We start from the raw sequence: 20,634 nt of genomic DNA on the forward strand, positions 1-20,634 counted from the left end.
CCAGGCGGCAGACTGAGCTGGCAAAATGGGTCATATTAAAGGAAAAGTGCTTTAAGGGCGGGCCGATACGGGATTATTCACCGCCCCAGATATAGACCGAGAAAAACAGGAACAACCAGACCACGTCAACGAAGTGCCAATACCAGGCCGCAGCTTCGAGGCCGAAGTGATGGTCGGGTTTAAAATCGCCACGGTTGGCGCGATAAAGGCAAACCGCCAAAAACACCGTGCCGACAAAAACGTGAAACCCGTGAAACCCCGTCGCCATATAGAAGGTCGACGCATAAATCCCGCTATCGAAGGCAAATGACGCATGATGGTATTCATAGGCCTGACACGACAGGAACGCGATGCCCAAAAGCACGGTAATCGCCAGCCCCTGCACCATGTGTTTTTTATGGCCTTCAAGGCAGGCATGGTGCGCCCAGGTCAACGTGCAGCCCGACAGCAACAGGATCAGGGTGTTGATAAAGGGCAAATCCCATGGATCAAGCACTTCGATGCCCGCAGGCGGCCATTGGGTAACAGACGGATTGAAATCCAGAAGCGCGCTTTGGAAAAAGGCCCAGAAAAACGCAACAAAGAACATGACTTCAGACGCAATGAACAGCGACATGCCATAGCGCAACCCGATCTGCACAACCGGGTTGTGATAGATACGTGATTCGTGGACAACGTCGCTCCACCAGCGGAACATCACAAACAAGATACCGGCAATGCCCATGGCTGCCAGCCAGAAATCGGTCAACATCCGATCTGAATGCATGAAATAGACCATGCCACCGGTAAACAGACCCGCCGAAAGTGCAGCCACCATCGGCCACGGGCTTGGGTCTACCAGATGGAACGGATGCTTCTGAGCGTGATCACTCATTCCTCGCCCCCCTCAGTCCTTGAATAAATTAATTGTCAAACCACTCATTCCCGAATGCTGGACCTGTCAGATCAGCCTCCGTTCTCGCCGGATCTGTCTTCAGCCTGGGTCGCCGTTTTCACGGCATAAAAGGCAAAAGACAGCTTAATGTCGCTCAAATCCCGTAATGCCGGATCATCGGCAATCGCCGGATCAACAAAAAAGCTGATCGGCATGTTGACATACTGGCCCGGTGCCAGGCGCTGTGCATCAAAGCAAAAACACGCCAGCTTGTTCACATAACGACCGGCTTCAACCGGGGTCACACTATAGGCGGCCTCGCCGGTCACAGCCTTGTCCGACATGTTCCGGGCGGCATAGAATGCCAGCCTGTTTTCCCCTAACGGCACCGTCATCGACGCCTGTTCGGGGGCAAATTCCCAGTTCATTTCCGGGTCCGACGTTCCGTCAAACGAAACCTTGATCATACCCTGGGCAACAGCGCCATTCTGCGGCGCGCTTACCGGAATGATCTGGTTCGCAACCGTCCCCTCAACCGGGCGGGCCGATGCCGCCAAAACGATACCACCATCCCCGGCCCTCTCGCCTTGCACATCGCTTGCCCCGCCGTCAAACAAACCAGGCACCGATGCCATTTTAAAGCCGACAAACCCGCCCGTCAAAATCGCTGCAATACAAAAGATCCATCCCTGGATCTTCCTGCGGCTTTCCGGGTTTCTGCGTTTACGGCGCGTCATTTTTTTCAGCCACTCATTTTCAGGATGGTGATCACAAAAAACAAAACCGCAAGGCCTGTCAGTATTCCCAGAAGAACCCAGTTTTTACGCCGGCGGCTGGCATAAAAAGCGGCAAGTTCTTCGTCGGTCATTTTGGGGTGTTCGGTCATGCGATGAAACTTTCAAGCCAGATGTCGGCAACCATCGCGCCAAACAGCACAAACAGGTACAAAATCGAATAGCCAAACATTTTTTGCGGTGCCTTTTCTTCGGCATTGCACAAAACACGCCAGGCATGACGTAAAAACCACAGCCCGGTCAGGGCCGCCGTGGCGGCATAAAACACGCCGAGCAAACCGGTGAAATAGGGCACCAGCGTCACGGGCACCAGCAAAATGGTGTAAACCAGCATCTGCTTTTTGGTCGCATCAGGCCCGGCCACAACCGGCATCATCGGCACGCCAACCTTGGCATAATCGCCGCAACGAAACAGCGCCAACGCCCAAAAATGCGGCGGTGTCCACATAAAGATAATCATGAACAGCGCAACCGAATTAAGGTCGATGCCACCGGTTACCGCGGCCCAGCCGATCATGGGCGGAAAAGCCCCGGCCGCCCCGCCAATCACGATATTTTGCGGCGTGCGGCGTTTCAGCCACATGGTATAAACAAAAACATAAAACCCGATCGACACCGCCAGCAAGGTCGCCGCCACCAGGTTAATGGCAACCGCCATGACGGTGACAGAAACAATCGACAGGAAAATTCCCATCGACAGGGCTTCATCGGCAGGCACACGCCCGGCAGGTATTGGCCGGTTCATGGTCCGTTTCATGTGAATGTCGATATCGCGATCATACCACATGTTAATCGAGGCAGCAGCGCCACTGGCAACAGCAATACAGCCAATGGCCACCAGGGCCAGAAACGGATGCAGGTGGCCAGGCGCAATCAGCAGGCCAACGGCACCGGTAAAAACAACAAGCGTCATGACACCGGGTTTAAGCAGCGTGAAATAATCACGCACGGTCGAAACCGGAATGCTCGGAACGGTATCAAGGGTCAGCGTCTGATCAAGTGCGGTCTTGCTCATGACTGGTGCGGTCTTCTTTCTGGCTTTGGTGGTTGTGATTTGCCGGAAGTATCCCGGCAAATCACAAAAGATCGCATGGCTTATTTAATGCGCGGCAGTTCATCAAAAGTATGGAACGGCGGCGGCGAGCTGACCGTCCATTCCAGGGTATCAGCATATTCGCCATACGGGTTTGCGGCGGCTTTCTTACCACGAATAAAGGCGTGTGCCACCACACCAAGGAAGAAAATCGTTGCCCCAAACGAAATATACGCACCATAGGACGAAACAAGGTTCCACCCTGCAAACGCATCAGGATAATCGGCATACCGACGCGGCATACCTGCCAGCCCAAGGAAGTGCTGCGGGAAGAAGGTCAGGTTGACGCCGATGAAAAACAGCCAGAAGTGAATCTTGCCGCCCAGATCGGAAATCTCGTAGCCGGTCATTTTGCCAAACCAGTAATAGAAACCGGCAAAGATCGAAAACACAGCGCCCAGCGACAACACATAGTGAAAATGCGCGACCACGAAATAGGTATCGTGCAGCGGCAGATCCATGCCGGAATTGGCCAGGATAACCCCTGTCACACCGCCAACGGTAAACAGGAAGATAAAGCCAATCGCCCACAGCATCGGCGCACGCAGGCTGATGGAACCACCCCACATGGTGGCAATCCACGAGAAAATCTTGACCCCGGTTGGCACCGCAATCACCATTGTTGCGGCGGTGAAATAGGCACGGGTGTCAACATCAAGGCCGACGGTATACATGTGGTGTGCCCACACGATAAAGCCGACAACCCCGATCGCCACCATCGCATAAGCCATGCCGAGATAGCCGAAAATCGGCTTGCGCGAAAAGGTCGAAATGATGTGGCTGATGATGCCAAAACCCGGCAAAATCATGATGTAAACTTCGGGATGACCAAAGAACCAGAACAGGTGCTGATAGAGGATCGGGTCCCCGCCACCGGCCGGATCAAAGAATGTCGTGCCAAAGTTACGGTCGGTCAGCAGCATGGTGATGGCACCACCCAGAACCGGCACCGCCAGCAACAACAAAAACGCGGTAACCAGCATCGACCAGGCAAAAAGCGGCATTTTATGCAGGGTCATACCCGGCGCACGCATGTTGCAAATGGTGGTGATGAAATTAACCGCCCCCAAAATAGAGCTGGCACCAGCCAGATGCAGCGCGAAAATCGCCAGATCAACCGACGCACCGGGATGCCCCAGCGTACTTGAAAGCGGCGGATAAACCGTCCAGCCCGTACCGGCCCCCGTGCCGACCGCCGCCGAAAGCAGCAGCAGGAAAAAGGCCGGAACCAGCAGCCAGAACGAAATGTTGTTCAGGCGCGGAAAGGCCATGTCCGGTGCGCCAATCATGATCGGCACAAACCAGTTGCCAAAACCGCCAATCATGGCGGGCATGACAACAAAGAACACCATGATCATGCCATGTGCGGTCACAAGCACGTTAAAAAACTGGTGATCTTCAATAATCTGGGTTCCCGGATGTGCCAGTTCCATACGGAACCACACCGAAAATGCCCCGCCGATCAAACCGGCCAGCAGCGAGAAAATCAGATACAGCGATCCGATGTCCTTGTGGTTGGTCGACAAAAACCAGCGGCGAAAAAAGCCGGGCGTATGATCGTGATCATGCGCATATGTATCAGCGTGAGCCATTGAACTCTCCCTCACTCGGCCGAGGCAACTGAAACAGCCGCTGGCATGGTGGCCGAAGCAAACTGTTCCTGAGCCGTCTTGACCCAATCTGCGTATTCTTCCTTGGTCACGGCCTTAACCGCAATCGGCATATAGGCGTGATTAACACCACACAGTTCCGAGCACTGACCATAGAACATGGTTCCGGCAAATTCTGCCGGAATGCGGGTCCAGGTTTCGTTAAGACGACCCGGAACGGCATCAAGTTTAATGAACAGTGACGGCATCGCCCAGCTATGAATCACATCTTCGGATGTCATGATCAGGCGAATGTCGGTGTCGACGGGCAGAACAACGGGATTATCCACATCAAGAAGGCGTTTTTTGCCTTCGGCAACGGCGGTATCCTCATCGATCATCAGCGAATCAAAGGTGAAATCGCCATTGTCGGGATATTCATAGGTCCAATACCACTGCTTGCCGATAATTTTCAGCGTCATATCGGCATCTTCGACATGGTCTGCAAAATAAAGCAAACGGAAGGACGGGATGGCGATGATCAGCAAGATCAGGACCGGAACCACCGTCCATGCCACTTCAAGCAAGGTGTGGTGGGTGGTCCTTGATGGTGTCGGATTGCGCTTGTGGCTGAAACGGAACAGCGCATAAAGCAGCAACACCAGCACAATGACGACAACAGCCGTCATCAGCCAAACCAGCAATGTAAAAAACTTTTGGCCCTCAACCGCCACTGGCGAAACTGCGTCCTGAAGACCCAGTTGCCACGGCTCGGGCTGGCCCACTGCGGCAACCGCAGATGAATCCAGTCCTGTCAGAACTGCCAATCCCAGCAACAAAATGGGAAACAGCATCTTGATCGACATGCGAATCTGCCCCCTCGCATTACAACTCAAGGCATTAGTGCCATTTTCGGCGACGCCGAACAGCGTGACATATTCCGATCGGGAAGCCCCGGTCGCTCCCCGAAAATGACCCGCCATGACATTGGACCGCGGATCGGTCCCGACATCAAAACTATGAACTAATTAGCTAAGACTAATTCTATTATCCTGATATGCCAAGCATATCGGTATGCGTGGCAAATAGCTTATCTTTTCAACCGGTTCCACAAAAAACCTTGCTGCATCGCACAAATTAATTTTGTGTTTTGCCATAGTCTTTTAGCTGATTTAAGGATTTTTCTAAAACTAAACCTATGGATCAAAAGGAATATTCCCCTTATATCAACCCAACTACAGCGCCCGCAATGCCTTCTCGCCCTGCGGTAGCCAAAGCCAACAAAGCTATGTGCGTGCGGCGCGCATCGGGATGCAACCGCAAAATTTCTCTAAAATAATTCAATTCACCCCTGACGCGTTTCGCCGCGTCGCAACCTTTGATTTACATATTCAGGTACGGTTTTGCCGGAAAAGGTGCAAAAACAACGCGAATCGTCCGGTCGTTTCGGTGCCTGGTCGTCAAAACACGGTGTGGCCCCCTGCATGACCGGTTTTTACCGGCAGAACGCTTTATTCTGTCGCACCGCAAATCAGGTAAACCGGCAGGGGCCTGTCGCCGCATAACCCGCATCCCGTTACACTGCATTTTTACGCCGCCATTCCATTTTTTGGGCCAATCGGCGCGCCCGATACCGGGGCAGTGGCAAAACCGGCTTAAAACCGGGTGTTGCGTGCATTAACGGATGTCAAAACCGCACCTGCGGCTGTCTTTCGCGTGTAAAACCTGTATGCAAGACACGCGGTCTGGCGAAAGCCTCGACAATGGTATAAGATGGTCTGTCTCTGCCTTAGCGGCAAGATCGACGGTTTTTATAAAAATTACTCACAGTGGTCTCTTTACTTGTCGCCAGCTTTCCCCATTATCAAAGCATGGCAAGCGGCAATGACCGCCTTGCAGAACCCGTGACTGAAATTGCTGGCGCGCTCGCAACGACCGAATTCGAAGATTTTCGGACCCTGCGCTTGGGTATAGTACAGTATAGTTTAAGACAGATTTTCGTTATTGAGGTTTGCCTATGGCTCGTCAAAATCAAAAGAAGCTGTTCACTGCCGAAATGCGGCTGTTAAACAGGCTGGAACATATGAGCGATATCGTGTCGCTGCCCGAACCGGCAAATTACGGTGACGGACAGGGGCCGGGGCCTGCGCCGGATATGTCATCGTTGCACAATGCAATTGAAGATCTGAAGTTGGAGCTTTTGTCCGACATCAAGATCATGATCGACGAGCAGCGCAAGCACGTTGAGGCCCCTGAAGAGCAGGGCGATGCCCGCAGCGAGCTTCGGATGCTGAAAACCGAAATTCGGGCGCTGGCCAACTCGATCCAGGAAACCAAAAAAGAAATTGCCGCCCTTTATACCTCGCCCGATGATACCAGCGGAACGCGCCTGAATATTGTGAAGGGCGAACTGGACTCCATCGTCGAAGCGACCGAGGAAGCCACAGCCAATATTCTGGAAAATGTCGAAAACATTGATACCGTGGCCCATAATATCCGTTCGGCAGCGACCGATGATTATGTGCAAGGACTGGCGGACGATATTGTCGAACTTGTGGTCAAGGTGTTTGAATCGTGCAACTTCCAGGACCTGACCGGGCAGCGCATTACCAAAGTCGTCAACACCATGAAATATATCGAAGAACGTGTAAACCGCGTGATCGAGATCTGGGGTGATGATGATTTTGATGACTTTGACCTGCCGCCTGAACCCAAGGGCCTCGATAACCTCGACAAAACCGTTACCCGCTCTCCGCAGAATCAGGAAAAGAACAACCAGAACGAAGTCGATCAGATTTTTTCGCAAGACGAAATCGACGCCCTGTTCGATTAACCGGTGTTGTTATTGTTTTTCTCCTATGCGGGCAGCGCACCTTCTGGTGGGCTGCCCGTTAAAGCATGCTTCCGTTAAGATATCGGCCCATGGAAATTTAACGCAACGTCATCTTCTGGCGCTGGCTGATGCTGTGCATATTGATGTTGGCCGTGCCTGTGACCCTTGGCTGAAATTTTTGGCGACGGACGGGCGGGTTATTTCCGGCCCGCTTCGCCACGGCCCTGATCGGTCAGAATGGCGTCTGAAATAACCCCGAACAGATGTTCCGCCCGTGGGGCCAGTGCAGGTTGATCACCCAGCCAGCCCAGCGCACCGACCAGCCCGAAAAGGTCTGTCCCGTCGATATCGGCACGCGCCATATGTGCGGCCTGTGCGCGCACCAGAAGCTGCGTACCGGCGGCGCGCATGGCAACACATGACGCATGAAGGGCCGAATCCGGGTCGGCAATGGCCGCAACCATTGGGGCAATCACACCGCTGTAATTTTGCGTCACCGCCACCGCCTCGCGCAACCACGACACAAGGGCCAGCGCCGTTGTGGTCGATGTTTCAAATTCGCGCGCCAATACCGTCAATTCATCAAAGCGTGTGCGAAGCAGCGCCTCAAACAGCGCTTCTCGCGTCGGGAAATGGCGATACAGCGTGCCAAACCCGACGCCTGCTTTGCGGGCAATATCGCGCAGCGAGGCGTCTGCGCCGTGCTCTGTCACGGCTTCATGAGCAACGACAAGCAAGTGGTCATAGTTTTTCCGGGCGTCCGCGCGCATCTTTACTCCTTGACAATCGGAGCAGTGTTCCGTTTATATGGAGCAACGCTCCGATTATGAATATCACAGCTCCAAGGCAAGGAAAAGATATGAAACAAACATTGATGAAAGCGGTTCGCCAGCACGCCTTTGGCGGACCGGAAGTCCTGCATTACGAGGACGCCCCGATGCCGGAATTAACGGCGGGCGATGTGCTTGTACGTGTTCACGCCGTGGGCCTTAACCCGCCTGACTGGTACCTGCGCGACGGATATAAAATGCTGCCACCCGAGTGGCGGCCACAGGTTTCCTTTCCTGTCATTTTGGGCACCGACATATCGGGCGTGGTCACCGCAATTGGCGATGATGTGACGGATTTCGCAATTGGCGACGCTGTTTACGCCATGGTGCGCTTTCCCACGGGCCTTGCCGGAGAGAGCAAAGCTTATGCGCAATATGTCAGCGTGCCAGCCTCGGAACTTGCCCTCAAACCGGCCGGGATTGACCATACACACGCCGCGGGCGCGCCCATGTCGCTGCTAACCGCGTGGCAGTTCATGATTGATCTGGGCCACAACGAACCAAACCCGCTGCAACCCGAGATGCATCAGCCCGTGCCGCTTGCGGGCAAGACCGTCCTTGTGAACGGGGCTGCGGGCGGTGTGGGGCATTTTGCCGTGCAAATCGCCAAGCTGAAAGGAGCACACGTGATCGCCGTGGCATCGGGCCCGCACGAAGCCCTTTTGCGTGACCTCGGAGCTGACGAATTCATCAACTATACCAAAACCCCGCCCGAAGACATTGCCCGTGACATTGACCTAGTGATCGATGCGCTTGGTGGCCCAACCACCGGTCGTTTCCTGCCCACGCTAAAACGGGGTGGTGCCTTGTTTCCGATATTTCCGCTAGGCTTTTCCGGCGCGAAGGAAGCCGAAAAGCTGGGCGTCACCGTCTCGGCAACCCAGGTCCGTTCAAGCGGGGCGCAGCTAACCGAGGTCGCGCGTTTGCTTGATGACGGGTCGATCCGGGTGGTTCTTGACAGCATGTTTTCGCTTGCCGACGCCCGCAAAGCCCATGAACGCGCCGCCAAAGGGCATATCCAGGGCAAAATCGTCCTTACCGTCGATTAAGAACATAAAATGCTGGCATCCCGCCAAATTCCCCAAAAGGCGCAATAAAAGGACAAGGACGGTGATGATTATTGTTTTAGGGCATATCGAAATCGCCCCGGCAGACAGGGATGAATTTCTACGAGATATCAAAGAAATTAATCCCGCCAACAAGACCGGCAGCGGGTGCCTTTCCTATGCCATCACAATCGCTGATCCCGAGGTGGCACGCATGCAGGTAGCTGAACGCTGGCAGGATCAACAATCATTAAGTGCCCATTTGGCCCGCCAGGAAACGCTGGCATTTATCAATAAATGGTCAGGCAGAATGCAAGGAGAGGTTCTGAAATATGACGCCACCAATGAACGCCCGCTAATGGCGTAACCAAAACGGCAATGTGTATATAAAACCCCAAGCACCGGGGTAAATTACCCCAAAAGCCCGCCCGAAATAATGCGCACCAAACAAAAGACGACCCCGTCACAGGGCCGTCTTTTGTAATCGCAGAAAGGTTATCAGGTTGTAACGATTTAGAATCACGATGCCAGCGAGGCCAATGCGCCTTTAGGGGATCGATCCATCCGCCAGCTGACCAGGGCCAGAACCAGCCCACCCGCTGTCATCGCAGCGGCCACCAAAGGCACCCCGGCAAGGCCCGGCCCGTGGTCGATAGCAATACCGCCCAACCATGCCCCCCCGGCATTGCCAAGGTTAAAGGCGGCAATGTTGATGGAGGATGCCAGGCTGGGTGCGCCTTCGGCCTTGGCCAGAACCCGCATTTGCAATGGCGGCACCGTTGAAAAAGCCGCCGCCCCCAGCACACCAACGGTAATGATGGTGACGATCTGATTATCCAGCGCATAGGTCAGCACCACCAGCACGACCGACAAAAACACCAGCGACCCGATCAAAGTTGCCATAAGCCGCCGATCCGCCAGCCGCCCGCCATAAAGATTGCCAACAAACAGCCCCACCCCGAATAACAGCAAAACCGGCGACACAGCCGCATCGGAAAAACCGGCAATTTCGGTCAGCAACGGTGCAATATAGGTAAAGGCGGTAAATACGCCGCCAAACCCCAGCACCGTAATCGCCAGCCCCATCAAAACCTGCGGGCGCAGCAAGGCTTTCATTTCGGCAGCAACATTGATGGTGGTGTGTTTTTTATCACGCGGCACCAAAAACGCCGTGGCGATCAATGCCAAAACACCAATCGCGGTCACCGCCTCGAACGTGGCGCGCCAGCCATAGATCTGACCAAGCCAGGTACCAAACGGCACGCCCAGCACATTGGCAACGGTCAGGCCGGTAAACATGATGGCGATGGCCGATGCCTTTTTTTCGCTGGCGACAAGGTCGGTTGCCACCACCGCGCCAATGCCGAAAAATGCCCCGTGGGCAAAGGCGGCAATGATACGGGCGATCATCAGCGTGGCATAATCAGGCGCGATGGCGCACAGAAAATTGCCGATGATAAAAACCACCATCAAAAACAGCAGCACATTTTTACGCCGCCATCTGCCGGTAAAGACAGTTAGAACCGGGGCGCCAACAACCACGCCAAGGGCATAGCCGGTAACAAGAAGCCCGCTACTGGACAGTGACACATCAAGATCGCGCGCCACATCAAGCAGCAAGCCCATAATGACGAATTCCGTCATGCCGATGCCAAAGGCACCGGCGGCAAGCGCATAGATTGCAAGGGGCATAACAAAGCCTTTTGGTTAATATTTTACATGGCTTGCACTATGGCTTTTTTGCTTTGATGTGACTATAATTCATCAATTATAATCAGTTTGGAATTTTATTATCAAATGTTACCAAACCGGTCTGGCGAAATGGAAGTATTTTTGCGGGTTGCCGATGCGGGCAGCTTTTCGGCCGCCGCGCGCCGCTTGCAACTAACCCCGTCGGCAGTGGCAAAGCTGATTGCGCGGCTGGAAGAAAGACTGGGCACGCAGTTGTTTGTGCGCTCCACCCGCAATTTGAAACTGACCCGCGAAGGCCATGCCTATTACCAGGATGCCAGCCGCATTCTTGAGGATATCAACACACTTGAAGCCAGGCTGGCCCATGACAGCGCCACCCCGCGCGGGCTTATTCGTGTCAATGCGACCATCCCGTTTGGTAACCATGTGCTGGTACCTGTTCTGGGTGGATTTTTGGAAAAACACCCCGAAGTCTCGATCGACTTGAGCCTGACCGACGATGTGATTGATATTCTGGGTGAACGCGCCGACATTGCCATTCGCAGTGGCACCTTGCGCGATTCGCGCCTGCTGGCGCGCAAACTGGGCGTGAGCCGCCGCGTGATCATTGCCACCCCGTCCTATCTGGAACGCTTTGGCTGCCCGCAAAGCCCGGCCGACCTTGAAAATCATAATTGCCTGAATTTCAATTTTCGCCGCGCCCAGGACCAATGGGCGCTAAACCACACCGGCAACGACGACCCCGGTGCAAGAACCGGCAATTTGCAGGTCAATAACGGTGAAACCATGCGCCAGTTGGCCCTGGCCGGGGTTGGCATTGGCCGCCTGGCCCGGTTCCACGTTGGCCCCGATATTGAACAAGGGCGCTTACACCCCTTGTTAGAGGATACCGTCGAACCGGAATTTGAACAAATCCATGCCGTGTTTGTCGGCCAACGGCAAATGCCCCTGCGGATGCGGGTATTTCTGGATTATCTGGCGAAAAATATCAGCCTTGCATAGGCACAAGACAACGCCCGATCAGGCATGACCTGCTTCGCCCGACAATAATTCAGGTGCAAAGCCCAGCTTGGTAAAGGCGCGTTGCCATTTGTCTTCGCAATCGGTGCCAAACAGCAATTCGGCATCGGCATCGACATGCAACCAGCCATTGGCGCGAATTTCGGTTTCAAGCTGCCCACTGCGCCAACCGGCATAACCAAGGGCCAGAATGCTGTTATGCGGCCCTTTATCAAGGGCGATATTTTCCAGAATATCCACCGTTGCCGTCACCGATACATCGCGGTCAACCTGCAAGGTGGCATCGTTTTGAAAATCGTTGGAATGCAGAACAAAACCCCGGCCCGATTCAACCGGCCCGCCAAAATGCACCTGAATATCGGCAATGGTCGAGGCCGGGCGCACGATGCCAAGCTGTTCGAGCAGTTCGGGGAACGTGATCGAGTCAATCAGGCGGTTCACAACAATGCCCATGGCACCATCTTCGTTATGCGCGCACAGATAGACCACACTTTGAGCAAAGCGCGGATCGCGCATGCCGGGCATGGCAATCAGGAGCTTGCCCGAGAGATATTCTCCGTCGTTGCCTGCATGTGCCATTTTTCGCCATCCTTATTCACTGAAACTCAAGACTACCCCGTTCTGACGGGTCAAGCCAAGCCTGGTGTTAAAATATTCGCCGTGGCCTGTTCTTAATCAAATGGGTACGGTTTTCATATGGGTATAAAAGGCGAACCACACCAGTCGTGTATTGATGACATAACAGGTTTGACGCAGCGGTAACATGTTCGTGGCTTGCATTGAACCCTTCATCGTCGTACCCCTGCCTTGCTGACCATTTTTCCAGGAATGCCCGTCGTGACCAAGCGTTTTCTTGCCCTGTTGTTTTTGATATTGTTGCCCCATATGGCACAGGCCGCCCCCGCCCAAAGCGCCTGGCAGGACGAGGATTTTGCATCTGTGCGTGTTTTAAGTGCGCGCGACGGGGTCAAAGATGTGCACAGCCTGCGTCTGGGGCTGGAATTTGCCCTGCAACCACACTGGAAAGTTTACTGGCGCAGCGCCGGTGATGCCGGTTTTCCGCCCAAAATTGACTGGGCCGGTTCAACCAATGTCGACACCGATGCCGCCACCATGCGCTGGCCTGCCCCGGTTCGTTTTTCCATTTTCGGACTGGAAACCTTTGGCTATGAAGACCGGATTATTTTCCCCATCGACATTCCGGTTCTGGACCCGTCCCAGCCGGTAAAGCTGCATGTTCTGGTCGATTATCTGGCATGTAGTGACATTTGCGTTCCGGCAACCGCTGATCTTAACCTGACCCTGCCCGCCGATCGCGCCGATATTTCCAGCCATGCCCACGAAATTGAAAAATTCGCCGCCAAGGTACCGCTAACCGGCGACACCCTGCCCATGAGTGTATCGGCCATCTGGCAAAGCAGCGATCGCAGCGCAAACTACCTTAATGTTGCCCTGCGGGATCTGCCCGAAGGGGCAACACCGGACATTTTGATCGAAGGCAAAGCGACCGACAGTTTTGGCCCGCCCGCCCCCACCGGGCAAACGATGGATGGCAACCCGGTTTACCGGCTGGCCATTCAGAACAAGGCCAAAGCCGAAAGTTTTGCCACACAGAACATGACCGCGACCGTTCTGGCCGGTGATCTGGCGATTGAACAACCCGTTCGCGTTGGCACGCAACCACAATCGGGCATGGTGACCACCAATACCACATTGTCAACGGCCCAGCCTGCCAGGGCGAATAACACCGGCACCGATACCGGTACCGGTACCGCATGGTGGGTTATCGGCGGGTTGGCCCTTTTGGGCGGCCTGATCCTGAATGTGATGCCGTGCGTGTTGCCGGTTCTGTCGATCAAGGTTATGGGCGCCATTGGCCTGAGTGCAAAAAACCGTGCCCACACCCGACGTGGCTTTATCGCCAGTGCGCTGGGCATTCTGGTTTCTTTCTGGATCATTGCCGGGGCGTTAAGCATCCTGAAACTGGCAGGGGGATCTATCGGCTGGGGCATTCAGTTTCAGCAACCGCTGTTTTTAACCGTGATGACCATCATTGTGGTTTTGTTTGCCTGCAACATGTTTGGCCTGTTTGAAATCAGCGCCAGCCGCTTGAACAACCTTGCCAATGATGCGATTGACCATCATCAGCCCCGCACCGGTCAATCTGCACCCGACCATGGCGGCATGGGCGGACATTTCCTGACCGGAATGTTTGCCACCTTGTTGGCAACCCCCTGTTCAGCCCCCTTTCTGGGGACGGCGGTTGGATTTGCTCTTGCCGGCACAATTTTCGACATTTTCTGGATTTTCACCCTGTTGGGCATCGGCTTTGCCCTGCCCTACCTTTTAATCGCCGCCCGCCCGGAAATTGCCCGCCTGCTGCCCAAACCGGGCCGCTGGATGGCGGTGGTAAAATTCATTCTGGGGCTGGCGCTGCTGGGTACGGCACTTTGGCTGCTCAGTGTGCTGGCCGGGCAAATTGGCACCAACGGGGCCAGTGCTGTTGGCGCAGGCCTGATCCTTGCCAGCGGGCTGATCTGGTGGCGGCATAAAACCAGCCATGACAAACGCAAACCATTGCTGGCGGGTTTAGCCACCCTTGCCGTGCTGATGGCCCTGTTTGCGCCCGGATTTTCCAAACCACCGGCAAACAGCACTGCAAATGCCATGTCAAAGGCCGTCGATGACGTCGGCCTGCCCTGGCAGCCCTTTGCGCCCGAGACAATCGCATCGCTTGTGGCACAGGGTAAAACCGTGCTGGTGGACATTACCGCCGACTGGTGCGTGACCTGCCAGGTCAATAAACGCCTGGTGATAAATACCGATGTGGTTCGATCTGCTCTGGATCATGAAAATATTGTGTTGATGCAAGGTGACTGGACCCGCCCCGACCCGGAGATTGCCGCGTTTCTGGCCAAATATGACCGCTATGGCATTCCGTTTGATGCCGTATTCGGCCCGGCAGCGCCCGATGGCATATTACTGTCGGAATTGCTTGGCAAGGATCAGGTCATTTCGGCTGTTGCAACCGCAACAGGCATGCAGGGGCTTGCAAATAACTAACCCGCATCACACTTCATGGGAAGCCGCTGGCACAGAATGATTTTTTAAGTCATTCTAAGTGACCATCAGGCGCAAGCTGATATTCTGCCGGGCGCTGAACCGGTAATCATGTCTGCATTGATGCGACATTCACAAAACGGAGAAACGTCATGACCATCGCCGAAGGCGCAACGCTACCCGACGTCGTATTGCACCGTGCCACCCCCGATGGCCCCGAAGCGGTCCAAAGCAAAGACCTGTTTGCGGGTCGCAAGGTTGTTCTTTTTGCCGTTCCTGGCGCTTTCACACCGACCTGCTCGATCAAACATCTGCCCGGCTTTATCAACAAGGCAGATGACATCAAAGCCAAAGGTGTGGACGAAATTTTCTGCCTTGCCAGCAATGATGCCTTTGTGATGCAGGCATGGGCCAAATCGGAAAATGTTGGTGAAACGATCACCATGCTGGCCGATGGTGATTTGAATTTCACCAATGGCACCGGCCTGAAACTGGATCTACGTGGCAAGGGCCTGGGCGAACGGGCCAACCGTTATGCCATGATCATTGACGACAACAAAGTCACCCACCTTGCGATCGAAGAACCGGGCGCATTTGATGTTTCCAGTGCGGAATCGGTTCTGGCGGCCCTTTAAGCTGGCACCCCGCAAGCATACCCATACCGCGTGACATCCACGATGCGCGCAATTGCCAATAAAAACAGGCCAGACCGCACGCCCGCAGTTTGGCCTGTTTTGATAAAGCAGCAGCCCATATTAAAGGAAAAATGCTTTAGCGCGGCAGCATGACAGGAATCGCATCCTTGCGGCTGTCGAACTCGCATTCAAACACCGGCTTGATGCTGCGCGCCAGAAAATGGACCACACCATCGCGGTATTCGTCCTTGATCGGCGACCAACTGATATAAACGCCACCACGGCCATCATAATCGCGAATATCGCGGTCCCCGCGCAATTCACGAAAAACATGCCCCAGATCCCCGGCATTGCCTGCCAGAAGCCAGCCCGGCTTCACACCGCCATGCCACACCAGATAAACCCCGCCGACACCGTCGACCTTTAACTCGCTGATATCATCAAGCATATACAGGCGAAAATAATCACCGCGCGGGCCTGCGCGCCACTTGATGTCCTGCGCCCTGGCCTGTGTTGCATTCGCTTTGGTTGTTGACCAAAATGCCATATCCATGTCCTCCAGAACCTCCGGAGCGGATAAATCCCTCCCGGATGCTCGCTTAAATCTACCAGCGCCGCCAAGCGCCAGTCAGGCGAAGAATACGTGCCACATAGATTTATAATGCGTTTGCATTATATATCCACCCCTTACGAAGGGGGGGAACTCTATCGGACATTGGTATTCATGCGCAAAGATTAAAGACTCAATCAAACAATTTATCGATATCGTCCTGGCTGATCCCCTCGCCTTCCATTTGCGGGCCGTTCAAAAGATCAGCATCTTCGGCTTTGGCGACCTCTTCTTCCTCTTCGGACATCGGCAGGTCGGCAAAAGCATCTTCGCCCCAGATCAGGATCATATTGTGAACGCGTTTTTCAACGAATTCCAGGGTGTTAACCACCTTGTTGATGCGCTGCCCGGTAATGTCCTGAAAGTTACAGGATTCGAAGATTTTGGTAACAATAAAGGCAATCTGTTCGACATGATCGGCCACAAAGTCGCTGGTGGCAGAATTTTTCAACGTCATCGCCAGATCGTCGATCTGCTCGGCGGCTTCCAGAATGGTATGTGTCGCCATTTCGGTATCCTTGACGATTGCGTCAAGTTCACTGGCAGCCGTCACCAGCCGGTCATCCGGTGCCTTGGGGTGTCGCAAGGCGGCAATCTGAATTTTCGCCTTGTGAATATGTTCGTTCATTTCCTCGATCTGACCGCGAATCAGTTCAAGGTCATCACGGTCGGGTTCGCTCGCACCCGGACGCCTGGAATGCGACGGGTTGCTTGAAACCGGTTCCGGCAGAATATCAAGGGGGCCGTCATTGGCAGCATTGGCTTGCGAGGCGGCCTCTTCGCCTGCATCGGCAACCGGGGCCACGCCCCCCTGGGCAATCGCCCCGCGCAACTGGGCCATTTCGGCCCGCATCGCGCGAATTTCTTCCAAAATCAAATGGCTATCGCCCCCGGAAGGCGTCGATGGCGCAGGTGAAACGGTGGGTGACGGTGCCGACAGTTTCCCGGCCCCCATGCCGGTTTCCAGGGACGGATCAAAAAATGAATCTGACCAGTCTTCAACGACAGCACCCTGACGTTCCCGCAAACGTCGTTCGGCTGTAAAAATCTTCTGCACGGGACGCATCATAACAGTCTCTTACCTCCGCCACGGGCGATATGCCCTGGTCTTCCAATCACGCATTTCCAGACCAGCCTTCCCACAATGACCGGTCATTCGCAAATGTATTGCGATTATAAGGGTCCAAATTGCGACGAGTCCAACGGCTTTCAAGAGCAAGCCCTTGAAAGCCGTTGAAAAAGAACACCCCGGCCATAAGACCGGGGTGTGAAAAATCGCAGTGCAGCATTATGGATCAAGCGTTTGCAGGGTTCCAGCGCAATACAGGCTTGCGCGCAGCCGCTGTTTCATCCAACCGCCGCCGCGGAGTCAAATAGGGTGCATTTTTGAAAAATTCCGAATCCCCAGCCTCTGCCTTGGCAACCAACGACAAAACTGCATCGCAGAACTGGTCAATCGATTCTTTGGTTTCGGTCTCGGTCGGTTCGATCAAAAGGGCACCATGAACGACCAGCGGGAAATACATGGTCATCGGGTGGAAACCTTCATCAATGATCGCCTTGGCAAGATCCAGCGTCGAAACACCGGTCCCTTTAAGAAAATCATCATCAAACAGGGCTTCGTGCATGCAATAGCCAGGATAGGCCACGCTAAGTTTGGTTTTTAACCGTGCCAGCAAATAGTTGGCATTCAGCACCGCATCGCCCGATGCCTGACGCAACCCGTCGGCCCCGTGGCTTTTCATATAGGACAGGGCGCGCACAAACATACCCATCTGGCCATGAAACCCCTTCAGGCGGCCAAACGGCATTTTGCCGTCTTGCTCATCGGCGGTTTCCACCAGATGAAAGCCGTCTTCGGTTTTGACCACATAGGGGATCGGCGCGAACGGTGCCAGTGCCTCGGAAAAGACCACCGGCCCTGAACCCGGACCACCGCCGCCATGCGGGGTGGAAAAGGTTTTGTGCAGGTTGATATGCATGGCATCAACGCCCAGATCCGCCGGGCGCACGCGACCGACAATGGCGTTAAAATTGGCTCCGTCGCAGTAAAAATATCCCCCTGCGGCATGAACCAGATCGGCGATTTTACGCACATCACGTTCAAACAACCCGCAGGTATTGGGGTTGGTCAGCATGATACCCGCCACATCATCGCCCAGCTTGGCTTCAAATGCCGCCAGATCAACCCGGCCATCGGCGGTGGCAGGAATGGAATCCACCGTAAAGCCACAGGCAGCAGCCGTTGCCGGGTTGGTGCCATGGGCCGATTCGGGCACCAGCACCCGACGGCGGGTTTCACCGCGCGCATCCAGGGCGGCACGAATCGCCATCATGCCGCACAATTCGCCCTGCGCGCCCGACGCGGGCGACATGGCAACGGCAGGCATCCCGGTCAAAACCAGCAACCAGTGTGCACACTGGTCCATCAGTTCCAGCGCGCCCTGAACAGTGCTTTCGGGCTGCATCGGGTGCAAATCGGCAATCCCGGGCAAGCGGGCGATTTTTTCATTCAGGCGCGGATTATGTTTCATGGTGCAGGAACCCAGCGGGAAGAAGCCGGAATCAATGCCGAAATTCTTCTGGCTCAGACGGGTATAGTGCCGCACCACTTGCGGTTCGGACAAGCCTGGCAGGCCAACGTCGCTATCGCGTTCAAGGCCACCCATGCGGCTTTTCACCGGTCCGGGATCGGGCAGATCAACGCCACTGCGTCCGGCTTCGCCCTGTTCGAAAATCAGTTTTTCTTCAAGGACAAGGCCACGATTGCCGGTATGGGTCTGAAACGTCATGCCAGCACCTCCTTAAGGGCCGCCGCAAGGGCTGCGATATCGTCGTCACTATTGGTTTCGGTGGCTGCCACCAGCATAAACCGGCCCAGATCATCGCGGTTGGGATACAGGCGTGACAAGGGCACGCCGCCCATAATGCCCCGGGCGACAAGGGCTTCGACCACCTCGGCGGCCGGTTTGCTCAGCTTGACGGTGAATTCGTTAAAGAAGCTGTCATTAACCACCTCAACACCGGCAACGCCGTCAAGTGCGTCGGCGGTTTTAACCGCACGTTCATGATTAATCGCAGCCAGCTTGCGATAGCCGTCTTCGCCCAGCAGGCTCATATGCACCGTAAAGGCCAGCGAACACAGCCCTGAATTGGTGCAAATGTTCGAAGTCGCCTTTTCACGGCGAATATGCTGTTCGCGGGTCGACAGGGTTAGCACAAAACCGCGCTTGCCATCCTGATCCACGGTTTCACCGCACAGGCGGCCCGGCATCTGGCGCACCAGTTTGCTGGTGGTGGCAAACAAACCAACATATGGCCCGCCATAGCCCAGCGCATTGCCAATCGACTGGCCTTCGCCGCAAACGATGTCGGCCCCAAAACTGCCCGGTGATTTGATGGCACCAAAGGCAACGGCCTCGGTGAACACCACAATCAACAGCGCGCCTTTGGCGTGGCAGGCATCGGCCAGTTTGGTGTGGTCATCAAGGCGACCAAACACATCAGGGTACTGCACCACAACACAGGCGGTCTGATCGTCGATCAGGTCATCAAGCTCATCGGCAGAAGCCTGATGTTCCGGGTGACCATCGCGACCGGCAACCTCGGTATCGCTATATTGGCAATAGGTTTCGGTGACTTCGCGGTAATGCGGGTGCAAACCACCCGACAGAACTGCTTTTTTACGCCGGGTGGCCCGGCACGCCATCAGCACCGCTTCGGCACAGGACGTTGCCCCGTCCCACATCGATGCATTGGCGACATCCATATTGGTGATGGAGGCGACCTGGGTTTGAAATTCAAACAGGTACTGCAACGTGCCCTGGGCAATTTCGGGCTGATACGGGGTATAGGCCGTCAAGAACTCGCCGCGCTGGATAACATAATCCACCGTTGCAGGCACATGATGGCGATAAGCCCCGGCACCGAGAAAACTGGGGGCCGATGCCGTCCCCATGTTTTTGGCCGCCAGTTTGGCCATATCGCGTTCGACCTGCATTTCACCTTGATGATAGGGCAGGTCGACCGGTTCTTTTAACAATGCACCTTCTGGCACATCGCAATACAGGTCATCGACCGAGCCCGCACCGATGGTTTCAAGCATCGAGGCCCGGTCTGCCTTGGTCAGCGGAAGATAGCGCATCAGTCCTCCAGACCTTCGACAAATGCCTTGTAACCGGCTTCGTCCATCAGATCGTCAAGCTGGGAGGCATCGGTTATTTTGATTTTAAAGAACCAGCCATCATTTTCCGGCGATTCGTTGACCAAGGCCGGGTTGGCGTCGAGTTCTTCGTTGGCTTCAACAACTTCGCCGTCAACCGGGGCGTAAACGTCGCTGGCGGCCTTGACCGATTCGACAACTGCCGCATCGCCGTCCTTCGCCAGCTTTTTGCCGACTTCGGGCAGTTCAACATAAACGATATCGCCAAGCGCCTGTTGGGCATGGTCGGTAATGCCGACAGTTGCCACATCGCCGTCAATTTCAAGCCATTCATGTTCTTTAGAGAATTTTTTAGCCATTTCGATTTGTCCCTGCAAATTTGGTTGTCTGCTTAAT

General features: G+C 54.8%; 20 protein-coding genes. 6 read left to right on the plus strand and 14 right to left on the minus strand.

The window, feature by feature from the left end; translation table 11 throughout:
* Positions 1-73: 73 nt before the first annotated feature.
* The 6 genes from AAC086_RS16185 to coxB all read right to left on the minus strand — a co-directional run bounded on the left by AAC086_RS16185 (position 74) and on the right by coxB (position 5,216).
* A complete protein-coding gene (locus tag AAC086_RS16185; RefSeq protein ID WP_339780195.1) occupies positions 74-874 on the minus strand; it encodes a cytochrome c oxidase subunit 3 in 801 nt (266 codons plus the stop codon).
* 71 nt (positions 875-945) lie between these two features.
* On the minus strand, positions 946-1,611 hold the full coding sequence (locus tag AAC086_RS16190; RefSeq protein WP_339780197.1) for a cytochrome c oxidase assembly protein: 666 nt from the start codon (positions 1,609-1,611) through the stop codon (positions 946-948).
* A gap of 5 nt (positions 1,612-1,616) precedes the next feature.
* Positions 1,617-1,760: a hypothetical protein gene (locus tag AAC086_RS16195; protein WP_339780199.1), complete on the minus strand. Its 144-nt coding sequence runs from the start codon at positions 1,758-1,760 to the stop codon at positions 1,617-1,619.
* Entirely contained in the window at positions 1,757-2,683 is a 927-nt protein-coding gene (locus AAC086_RS16200; RefSeq protein ID WP_339780201.1) for a heme o synthase, read from the minus strand. Before AAC086_RS16200 ends, AAC086_RS16195 begins: the two co-directional genes overlap by 4 nt.
* A gap of 80 nt (positions 2,684-2,763) precedes the next feature.
* Complete coding sequence (ctaD, locus tag AAC086_RS16205; protein WP_339780202.1) at positions 2,764-4,353, minus strand: cytochrome c oxidase subunit I; 1,590 nt, start codon at positions 4,351-4,353, stop codon at positions 2,764-2,766.
* Between the two features lie 11 nt (positions 4,354-4,364).
* Positions 4,365-5,216, minus strand: a complete 852-nt coding sequence (coxB, locus tag AAC086_RS16210; protein WP_339780204.1) for a cytochrome c oxidase subunit II — start codon at positions 5,214-5,216, stop codon at positions 4,365-4,367.
* Positions 5,217-6,367: 1,151 nt separating this feature from the next.
* Between coxB and AAC086_RS16215 the strand changes: the two genes are divergently transcribed.
* Complete coding sequence (locus tag AAC086_RS16215) at positions 6,368-7,183, plus strand: hypothetical protein (RefSeq protein ID WP_339780205.1); 816 nt, start codon at positions 6,368-6,370, stop codon at positions 7,181-7,183.
* 197 nt (positions 7,184-7,380) lie between these two features.
* Here AAC086_RS16215 and AAC086_RS16220 read toward each other — a convergent pair whose 3' ends face one another.
* A complete protein-coding gene (locus AAC086_RS16220) occupies positions 7,381-7,953 on the minus strand; it encodes a helix-turn-helix domain-containing protein (protein ID WP_339780207.1) in 573 nt (190 codons plus the stop codon).
* 89 nt (positions 7,954-8,042) lie between these two features.
* On the opposite strand from AAC086_RS16220, the gene AAC086_RS16225 reads away from it, so the two are divergent.
* Positions 8,043-9,062: an NADP-dependent oxidoreductase gene (locus AAC086_RS16225; RefSeq protein WP_339780209.1), complete on the plus strand. Its 1,020-nt coding sequence runs from the start codon at positions 8,043-8,045 to the stop codon at positions 9,060-9,062.
* A gap of 64 nt (positions 9,063-9,126) precedes the next feature.
* Positions 9,127-9,426: an antibiotic biosynthesis monooxygenase gene (locus tag AAC086_RS16230; protein WP_339780415.1), complete on the plus strand. Its 300-nt coding sequence runs from the start codon at positions 9,127-9,129 to the stop codon at positions 9,424-9,426.
* A 152-nt stretch (positions 9,427-9,578) separates the two neighbouring features.
* Here the strand turns inward: AAC086_RS16230 and AAC086_RS16235 are convergent, their stop codons facing one another.
* On the minus strand, positions 9,579-10,751 hold the full coding sequence (locus tag AAC086_RS16235; RefSeq protein ID WP_339780211.1) for an MFS transporter: 1,173 nt from the start codon (positions 10,749-10,751) through the stop codon (positions 9,579-9,581).
* 129 nt (positions 10,752-10,880) lie between these two features.
* Between AAC086_RS16235 and AAC086_RS16240 the strand changes: the two genes are divergently transcribed.
* Positions 10,881-11,753: a LysR family transcriptional regulator gene (locus AAC086_RS16240; RefSeq protein ID WP_339780213.1), complete on the plus strand. Its 873-nt coding sequence runs from the start codon at positions 10,881-10,883 to the stop codon at positions 11,751-11,753.
* An 18-nt stretch (positions 11,754-11,771) separates the two neighbouring features.
* Here the strand turns inward: AAC086_RS16240 and AAC086_RS16245 are convergent, their stop codons facing one another.
* Positions 11,772-12,350 (minus strand): YqgE/AlgH family protein, encoded by a 579-nt coding sequence (locus tag AAC086_RS16245; RefSeq protein ID WP_339780215.1) that lies wholly within the window; start codon positions 12,348-12,350, stop codon positions 11,772-11,774.
* Positions 12,351-12,608: 258 nt separating this feature from the next.
* Between AAC086_RS16245 and AAC086_RS16250 the strand changes: the two genes are divergently transcribed.
* Entirely contained in the window at positions 12,609-14,834 is a 2,226-nt protein-coding gene (locus tag AAC086_RS16250; protein ID WP_339780217.1) for a thioredoxin family protein, read from the plus strand.
* A 149-nt stretch (positions 14,835-14,983) separates the two neighbouring features.
* The gene (locus tag AAC086_RS16255; protein ID WP_339780219.1) at positions 14,984-15,466 is read left to right on the plus strand and encodes a peroxiredoxin; all 483 of its coding nucleotides are present in this window, start codon (positions 14,984-14,986) and stop codon (positions 15,464-15,466) included.
* Between the two features lie 136 nt (positions 15,467-15,602).
* On the opposite strand, the gene AAC086_RS16260 is transcribed toward AAC086_RS16255, so the two are convergent.
* From AAC086_RS16260 to gcvH, 5 genes are all read right to left on the minus strand, one after another.
* Positions 15,603-16,013, minus strand: coding sequence for a hypothetical protein (locus tag AAC086_RS16260; protein ID WP_339780220.1), 411 nt, complete (start codon positions 16,011-16,013; stop codon positions 15,603-15,605).
* Positions 16,014-16,209: 196 nt separating this feature from the next.
* Positions 16,210-17,145: a protein phosphatase CheZ gene (locus AAC086_RS16265; RefSeq protein ID WP_339780222.1), complete on the minus strand. Its 936-nt coding sequence runs from the start codon at positions 17,143-17,145 to the stop codon at positions 16,210-16,212.
* 226 nt (positions 17,146-17,371) lie between these two features.
* A complete protein-coding gene (gcvPB, locus tag AAC086_RS16270; RefSeq protein WP_339780224.1) occupies positions 17,372-18,868 on the minus strand; it encodes an aminomethyl-transferring glycine dehydrogenase subunit GcvPB in 1,497 nt (498 codons plus the stop codon).
* Positions 18,865-20,220 carry an aminomethyl-transferring glycine dehydrogenase subunit GcvPA gene (gene gcvPA / locus AAC086_RS16275; RefSeq protein ID WP_339780226.1) on the minus strand — a complete coding sequence of 452 codons (1,356 nt, stop codon included), beginning with the start codon at positions 20,218-20,220 and terminating at the stop codon, positions 18,865-18,867. The genes gcvPB and gcvPA overlap by 4 nt, the downstream gene beginning before the upstream one ends.
* A complete protein-coding gene (gene gcvH / locus AAC086_RS16280) occupies positions 20,220-20,597 on the minus strand; it encodes a glycine cleavage system protein GcvH (protein WP_339780228.1) in 378 nt (125 codons plus the stop codon). Before gcvH ends, gcvPA begins: the two co-directional genes overlap by 1 nt.
* Between the last annotated feature and the right edge of the window lie 37 nt (positions 20,598-20,634).

Origin of the sequence: uncultured Thalassospira sp. (assembly GCF_963976115.1) — a bacterium.
Lineage (GTDB): Bacteria > Pseudomonadota > Alphaproteobacteria > Rhodospirillales > Thalassospiraceae > Thalassospira.